This is a genomic window from Sphingomonas sp. Leaf4 (assembly GCF_920939515.1).
In the GTDB taxonomy this organism is placed as follows: Bacteria; Pseudomonadota; Alphaproteobacteria; order Sphingomonadales; family Sphingomonadaceae; genus Sphingomonas.
Genome location: NZ_CAKLBB010000027.1, coordinates 1 through 6,959, shown reverse-complemented (window position 1 = coordinate 6,959; position 6,959 = coordinate 1). Strand labels below are relative to the sequence as shown.

The 6,959-nt window shown below is 66.9% G+C and carries 5 protein-coding genes; 1 reads left to right on the top strand and 4 read right to left on the bottom strand.

Translation table 11 applies throughout. The features are described 5' to 3' along the window. Nucleotides 1-159 precede the first annotated feature (159 nt). Entirely contained in the window at nt 160-987 is an 828-nt protein-coding gene (locus tag LRA89_RS20260) for a bifunctional transcriptional activator/DNA repair enzyme AdaA (protein WP_230772824.1), read from the top strand. A gap of 78 nt (nt 988-1,065) precedes the next feature. On the opposite strand, the gene LRA89_RS20255 is transcribed toward LRA89_RS20260, so the two are convergent. From LRA89_RS20255 to LRA89_RS20240, 4 genes are all read right to left on the bottom strand, one after another. Continuing rightward, a protein-coding gene (locus tag LRA89_RS20255; RefSeq protein WP_230772822.1) for an IS5 family transposase occupies nt 1,066-1,823 on the bottom strand; the annotation gives its coding sequence in 2 pieces (ribosomal slippage) (nt 1,066-1,505 and nt 1,505-1,823; 759 coding nt in all). Between the two features lie 184 nt (nt 1,824-2,007). Continuing rightward, nucleotides 2,008-4,023 (bottom strand): M3 family metallopeptidase, encoded by a 2,016-nt coding sequence (locus tag LRA89_RS20250; protein ID WP_230772820.1) that lies wholly within the window; start codon nt 4,021-4,023, stop codon nt 2,008-2,010. Nucleotides 4,024-4,034: 11 nt separating this feature from the next. Further along, entirely contained in the window at nt 4,035-5,387 is a 1,353-nt protein-coding gene (locus LRA89_RS20245) for an L-serine ammonia-lyase (RefSeq protein ID WP_230772819.1), read from the bottom strand. Further along, on the bottom strand, nt 5,384-6,451 hold the full coding sequence (locus tag LRA89_RS20240; RefSeq protein ID WP_329958533.1) for a PLP-dependent cysteine synthase family protein: 1,068 nt from the start codon (nt 6,449-6,451) through the stop codon (nt 5,384-5,386). Before LRA89_RS20240 ends, LRA89_RS20245 begins: the two co-directional genes overlap by 4 nt. Between the last annotated feature and the right edge of the window lie 508 nt (nt 6,452-6,959).

Genomic DNA, 6,959 nt, shown 5'->3' with positions numbered 1-6,959 from the left:
CTGCGCGCACCGTCGACGACCTGTCCCGCGCCATCGGCGCCGCCATCGACACCTACACGCCCGCTGAGTGCGCCAACTACTTCGCCGCTGCCGGATACGATGCGTACTGAACGGAATCTGCTCTAGTCGCGCCACCCCCGACCCGGCAGGATCGCACCCATGCTCGATCCCGATAGCTGCTACGCCGCGCTCGAACGGCGCGATCCCGCGATGGACGGCCGTTTCTTCGTCGGCGTCACTACCACCGGCATCTATTGTCGCCCGGTCTGCCCGGCGCGCACCCCGGCGCGCTCGCATGCCCGCTTCTATCCCGGCGCGGCGGCAGCGCAGGCGGCGGGCTTCCGCCCCTGTCTGCGCTGCCGCCCCGAAACGGCGCCCGACAGCCCCGCATGGGTCGGCACCCGCGCCTCGATCGACCGTGCGTTGCGGCTGATCGACGAAGGCGCGCTGGCGGAAGGAAGCGTCGTCGATCTCGCCGACCGGCTCGGCATGACCGACCGACATCTGCGCCGGTTGTTCGAGCGCCATCTCGGCGCGGGGCCGCTGGCGATCGAGGCCACGCGGCGGCTGAACCTCGCCAAGCAACTGATCCATGACACGGCGCTGTCGCTGACCGACATTGCCTTCGCCGCCGGCTTCGGCAGCGTCCGCCGTTTCAACGAGGTGTTTCTGAGTGCATTCGACCGCCCGCCCTCGGCGCTGCGGCGGGGCGGCGCGCCGGCCGATCCGGTCGCGCCGATCACCGTCCTGCTCGCCCTGCCGCCCGGCGCGACGCCGGTCGTCCCCGGCACGCTGGCGCTCGATCAGGGGACGGTGACGCTGGTCGAGCGACGCGTCGGATCGGTGCGAGTCGCGCTCCACGGCGTAGCGCTGGCCGATCTCGGCCGGACGATCGCGGCGGCGAAGCGGGCGCTGGCGGCGGGCTGTCCTACATCGCCGCCGTGCGCCACAACGTCCGATGCGGGTAATGGACTTCGGTCGGGCTGAGATGCCGGCCCTATCAATCAACACCTTTATCAAGTCCGGCGACGTTCGCTCCAGAGCGTGCTTAGGCCGCGTCTGCATTTATCGTAGCCAGATCATGGCGCATGCGAGGTGGACGAAGCCCATGAAGGCGGTGATGGTTTTCTCGCAGCGCAGGGCGATACGACGGAAGCGCTTGAGCTTGTTGAAGAAGCACTCGACCTGATGGCGTTCCTTGTAGAGGCGCCAGTCGATGGCCGGCCTGGCGATTCGGTTGGGATGGGCCTTTATGTGTGCGCTCGCGCCAAGATCGTCGGCGATGAAGGCGCGTAGCGCGTCGGCGTCATAGGCGGCATCGGCAATGACGGGACCTACGCCCTTCAAGCCTGCCAGCAATGTCTCGGCCTGGGGACGATCGGCCCATTGCCCGGGTGTCGGATGAATGCGGATCGGCAGGCCGATGGCGTCGACCGCAGCGTGCAGCTTGGTCGTCAGCCCACCACGCGACCGGCCGATCGCGGCAGCTTCAGCCCCCCTTTTGCCCCACTGGCATCGGCGTGGGCTTTCGAGATGGTGCTGTCGATCAGGACGTATTCGAAGTCCGGCGTGTCGGCCAGGCTGTGGAAAAGCCGTTCCCAGACACCGGCATGCGACCAGCGCCGGAAGCGGGCGTGCACCCCGGTCCACTTCCCGAATACCTCCGGCAGGTCTCGCCAGCGTGCCGCGTTCCCAGCCATCCACAGGATCGCATCCACGAACAGCCGGTTGTCCACGCCGCTGCGCCCTCGCGTCCCCTCACGTCCAGGAAGATACCCCGCAATCCGATCCCATTGCTCGTCCGTCAGCGTCCGTCTGCTCAAGGCTTGCCTCCTTCGCCAGCCTTGAATCAGAACTACCGGCGATTGAAAATCCTGCAAATGCAGACACCGGCTAGTGTAAACTTTGTAAACTTTGGAGGCACGCCGCGGGCAAAGCCCGCGTCGTCGGACGGCGCTTTGGGCGCCGCCGGCCGGTCGCGCCTTGGGCGGCTCGGCGTAGCTGGTGCTACGCCTCGCCCGGCGCGACTGGTGCGACCAATCCATGCCGCTCCAGCATCGCCTGCGGATCGGGATCGCGCCCCCGGAACGCCCGGAACAACTCGATCGCCGGCCTGACCGACCCTTGCGACAGGACGCACGCCCGCAACCGGTCGCCGGTCGCGCGGTCCACGGTCCCGGCCTCGGCGAAGGCGGCGAAGCCGTCCGCCGCCAGCAGCTCGGCCCACAAATAGCTGTAATAGCCAGCGGCATAGCCCCCGGCAAAGATATGCGCGAAGGCGTAGGGAAAGCGGTGCCATTCGGGCGGGCGGACCACCGCCACCTCGTCCCGTACCGATTCGATTACCGCCATCGGATCATCGCCATGGATGCCCAGATGCAGCAGCAGGTCGAACATCGCGAACTCGATCTGCCGGACGAGGAACATCCCCGACTGAAACCGCCGTGCCGCCAGCATCCGCTGGAACAGCGCATCGGGCAACGGTTCGCCAGTGTCGCCATGCCCCGACATGGCGGCGAGCACCCCGGCGTCCCACGCGAAGTCCTCCATCAACTGGCTGGGCAGCTCTACCGCGTCCCACTCGAACCCCGACGTGCCCGAAATATCGGGCCGGGGGACGCGGGTGAACAGGTGATGCAGGCAATGCCCCGTCTCGTGGAGCAGCGTCGTCACATCGTCATGGCTGAGCAGCGGCGTGGCCGCTCCGGTCGGCGCGAAGTTGCAAACGAGATAGGCGACCGGCAGGCTCGGCGAATCACCGTCGAGAAACGGCCGGGCAGGGGCCATCCACGCGCCGCCCTTCTTGCCCGCACGCGTATGCAGGTCAAGATACAGCCCGGCGAACACGCCGGTCGCATCGGCCACATCGTAATAGCGGACGTCGGGATGATAGGTCGCGACATCGCCCCGCTCGGTCAACGTCACGCCGAACAGCCGGACGAGCAGCGCCTGCCACCCGCAAAGCACCCGATCGACCGGGAAATAGGCCTTGATCGCCGCCTGATCGATCGCATGGGCATGGCGCTTCAACCGGTCGCCGACGAAGCCGATGTCCCATGGTTGCAGATCGTCGAGGCCGAGATGTTCGGCGGCAAAGGCGCGCAACTCGGCGACTTCCGCCTCGGCATGCGGTTTGGCCCGCGCGGCAAGATCGCGCAGGAACGCCAGCACCTCGCCGACATCGGGTGCCATCTTGGTGCTAAGCGAGCGCGCGACCGGATCGGCGAACCCCAGCAGCGTCGCGGCCTCGTGGCGCAGCGCGAGGATGCGGCGGATCCGCTCGCTATTGTCGAACTGTCCGGCATGCGGTCCCTGATCCGACGCGCGCGTGCCATAGGCGCGGTACACCTCGGCGCGCAGCGCGCGGTCCTCGGCAAAGGTCAGCACCGCGACGACGCTCGGCTGTTGCAGCGTGACCAGCCAGCCCTCCAGATCGCGGGCCTGCGCCGCCGCCGCCATCATCGCGCGGTCGGCCTCGGACAATCCGGCGAGTCGCGATTCGTCGGTCAGGTGCAGCGTCCACGCATCGGTCGCGTCGAGCACGGCGCTCGCGAACTCGGTCTGCAATGCCGACAATTCGGTCGCCACGGTCTTGAAGCGATCGCGCGCCGCATCGTCCAGTGCGACGCCCGCCAGAGTCCGGTCGCGGATCGACCGTTCGACCGCGATCCGGTCGGCATCGGGCAACATGGCGAAATCGGGGGTGATCGCCAGCGCGCGCAACCGGTCGAACATCGCCCGGTCCTGCTGCGCGGCGATGCCACGTTCGGTCAGCACCGCCTGCCCCTCCGCATGCGCGGCGCGCAGCGCGGGGCTGTCCTGCACCGCATGCAGGTGCCACACGCTCGACCAGAAATTGTCGATCGCGACATCGGCGTGCTCGATCGGCAGCCACGTCGCCGCGAACGTCGGCGGACCGTCCAGCGCGGTGGCGCTGGCGGCATCGCGTTCGGCCAGCAAGGCATCGAGCGCTGGGCGGATCGATGTGGGGGTAATCGCGGCGAAATCAGGCAGGTCGGACAAACGGGCTTCCTTCAACATTCGACGACGTTGACCGCCAGGCCACCCTGGCTGGTCTCCTTATACTGGCTCTTCATGTCCTCGCCGGTCTGGCGCATGGTCTCGATCACCTGATCGAGACTGACGATGTGGCGACCATCACCGTGCAGCGCCAGATAGGCGGCGTTGATCGCCTTGATCGCGCCCATCGTGTTGCGCTCGATGCACGGGATCTGCACCAGTCCGCCGATCGGATCGCAGGTGAGGCCGAGGTTGTGCTCCATGCCGATCTCGGCGGCATTCTCGACCTGCGCCGGCGTCGCGCCGAGCGCTGCGGCAAGGCCCCCCGCCGCCATAGAACAGGCGACGCCCACTTCGCCCTGGCATCCCATTTCGGCGGCCGAGATCGATGCGTTCTGCTTGTAGAGGAAGCCGATCGCTGCCGCCGTCATCAACAGTGCGCGGCTGCCCTCGCGGGTCGATCCATGGACGAACGTCTCATAATATTTCAGCACCGCCGGGATGACGCCGGCGGCGCCATTGGTCGGCGCGGTGACGACCCGGCCGCCGGCGGCATTCTCCTCATTCACCGCCAGCGCCCACAGGCTGACCCATTCGAACACGACGCCGGGGTCGCTGCGCGGACCACGTTCGAGCAGCTTCTCGCGGATCGCCCGAGCGCGCCGCTGCACCTTCAGCCCGCCGGGCAGTTCGCCACTGCCAGCGCACCCCCGATCGATCGAGGCAAGCATCGCCGCGCGCACCGCGTCGAGAAAGCCGTGCGTCTCGGCCTCGGGCCGCCACGCGCCTTCATTGGCGGCGACGATCTCGGCGATCGACTGGCGGGTTTCGGTGCAGAGCGCCAGCAGGTCGTTACCGCTCGCAAAGGGATGCGGAAGCGTCAGGTTGATTCGCGGGGCTGCCTCGCCCTCGGCGCGGATCGCCCCGCCGCCGATCGAATGATAGCGGCGCGTGATCCGGCTGCCGTCGGCCAGCACGGCGGTAAACGCCATGGCGTTGGGATGCCCGGGCAGGAACCCCGGATGGAAGATCAGGTCGCGCGCCGGATCGAACGCGATTCTCACCTGTCCGGCGATCGCAAGCGCCGTCGTGTCATGGATCGTGGCGACGATGCCTGCAACCGCGTCGGGATCGACTCCCTCCGGCGTCGCGCCCGAAAGCCCCAGCAATACCGCGACATCGGTTGCATGGCCCCGCCCGGTCAGCGACAACGAGCCATAGAGATCGCAGAAGACCCGCGCCGGGGTCAGCCCGTCCTCGACTAGCATCGTCGCAAACGCATGCGCTGCCCGCATCGGGCCGACGGTATGCGAACTGGACGGGCCGATGCCGATGGTGAACAGGTCGGTGACGCTGAGCGGTGTCATGCCGCTGCCAGGAAAATGGCATGACGCGCCGCCGATTCGCGCCAGTCGATCCCCTTCGCCGCCAGCCAGGCGTCGTCGTGATAGGTATCGGCATAGCGCAGTCCCGAATCGCACAGGATGGTGACGATCGATCCCGCCTCGCCCGCCGCCGCCATTTCCGCGACCAGCGTGGCGCAGGCGGCGATGTTGGTCCCGGTCGATCCGCCGACCGGCCGCCCGAGCCGCGCGCCGATCGCGCGCATCGCGCCGATGCTCTCGGCATCGGGAACGGCGATCATCCGGTCGATGACGGCGGGAACGAACGACGGCTCGACCCGTGGCCGCCCGATCCCCTCAATTCCCGAACATTCGCCCTCGACGGTACGGATGGCGGGATCGCGGTAATGGCGGTGGAACACCGACGCTTCGGGGTCGGCGACGCACAGCCGGGTGGCATGCCGCCCATAGCGGATGAAACGACCGAGCGTCGCCGACGTGCCGCCGGTGCCCGCGCCGCAGACGATCCACGTCGGTTCGGGATGATCCTCCTTCGCCATCTGCGCGAAGATCGATTCGGCGATATTGTTGTTGCCGCGCCAGTCGGTGGCCCGTTCGGCATAGGTGAACTGGTCGAGATAATGGCCGCCGCTCGCATCGGCCAACCCCTGTGCGGCGGCATAGACCTCGCGCGGATCGTCGACGAAATGTACGTCGCCTCCCTGGAAACGGATCGCCTCGACCTTGGCGCTGGCGATGCTGCGCGGCACGACCGCGATGAAGCGCAGTCCGATCAGCCGCGCGAAATAGGCTTCGGACACGGCGGTCGACCCGCTCGTCGCTTCGACCAGCACCGTATCGGGGCCGATCCACCCGTTGCACAGGCCATAGAGGATCAGCGAACGGGCGAGGCGATGCTTCAGGCTGCCCGAAGGATGTACCGATTCGTCCTTGAGGTAAAGGGTAATGCCGGGGGTACGCGGCAGTTCGATCCGGATCAGGTGCGTATCGGCGGAACGACAGAAGTCGGCCTCGAGCCGGCGGATCGCCTCCAGCGTCCACTGGCGGTCATACAGGGGGGCGGTCACGACAACGATCCTCTCATCCGATACCATCTAGCGCCTTATGCCGCGTGGACCGGGCAGGGGGAAGGTGCCGCCCGAACGTGCCGCAGCGGGGCGGAAACCGGGGCTGGGTGCGTAAAAACGCATGGAACCGAAAAAAGTGAAGAATCGTTGTTGACGCCTTCCAGTGACGCCCATATAAGCAGCTTCACCGGACGACGAGACGCTCTTCGCTTCTCCCACCGGTCGCCTCGCTGGCCTTCGGGCCGCTCCGCTGAAGCGGATAGCGAGATTGCTCTTTTTATACCGGATCATGGTTCCGATCAATTGATCGGGGCCACTGTTCCGGTCCTCCCCATCGCCGGTTCGCTGGCGCTTCTACCACACGGTGCGAAGCAGGGAAGTTCTTTGACATTGTTGATGTAGATGAAGGGACATGTGGGCGGCGGCTTGCGGTCTTGCGCATTCAAGGTGCGTGAGTTCGTTTAAAGCTAAGTCGGTTCATATGTCTCGTTACAACCACCATATTGTA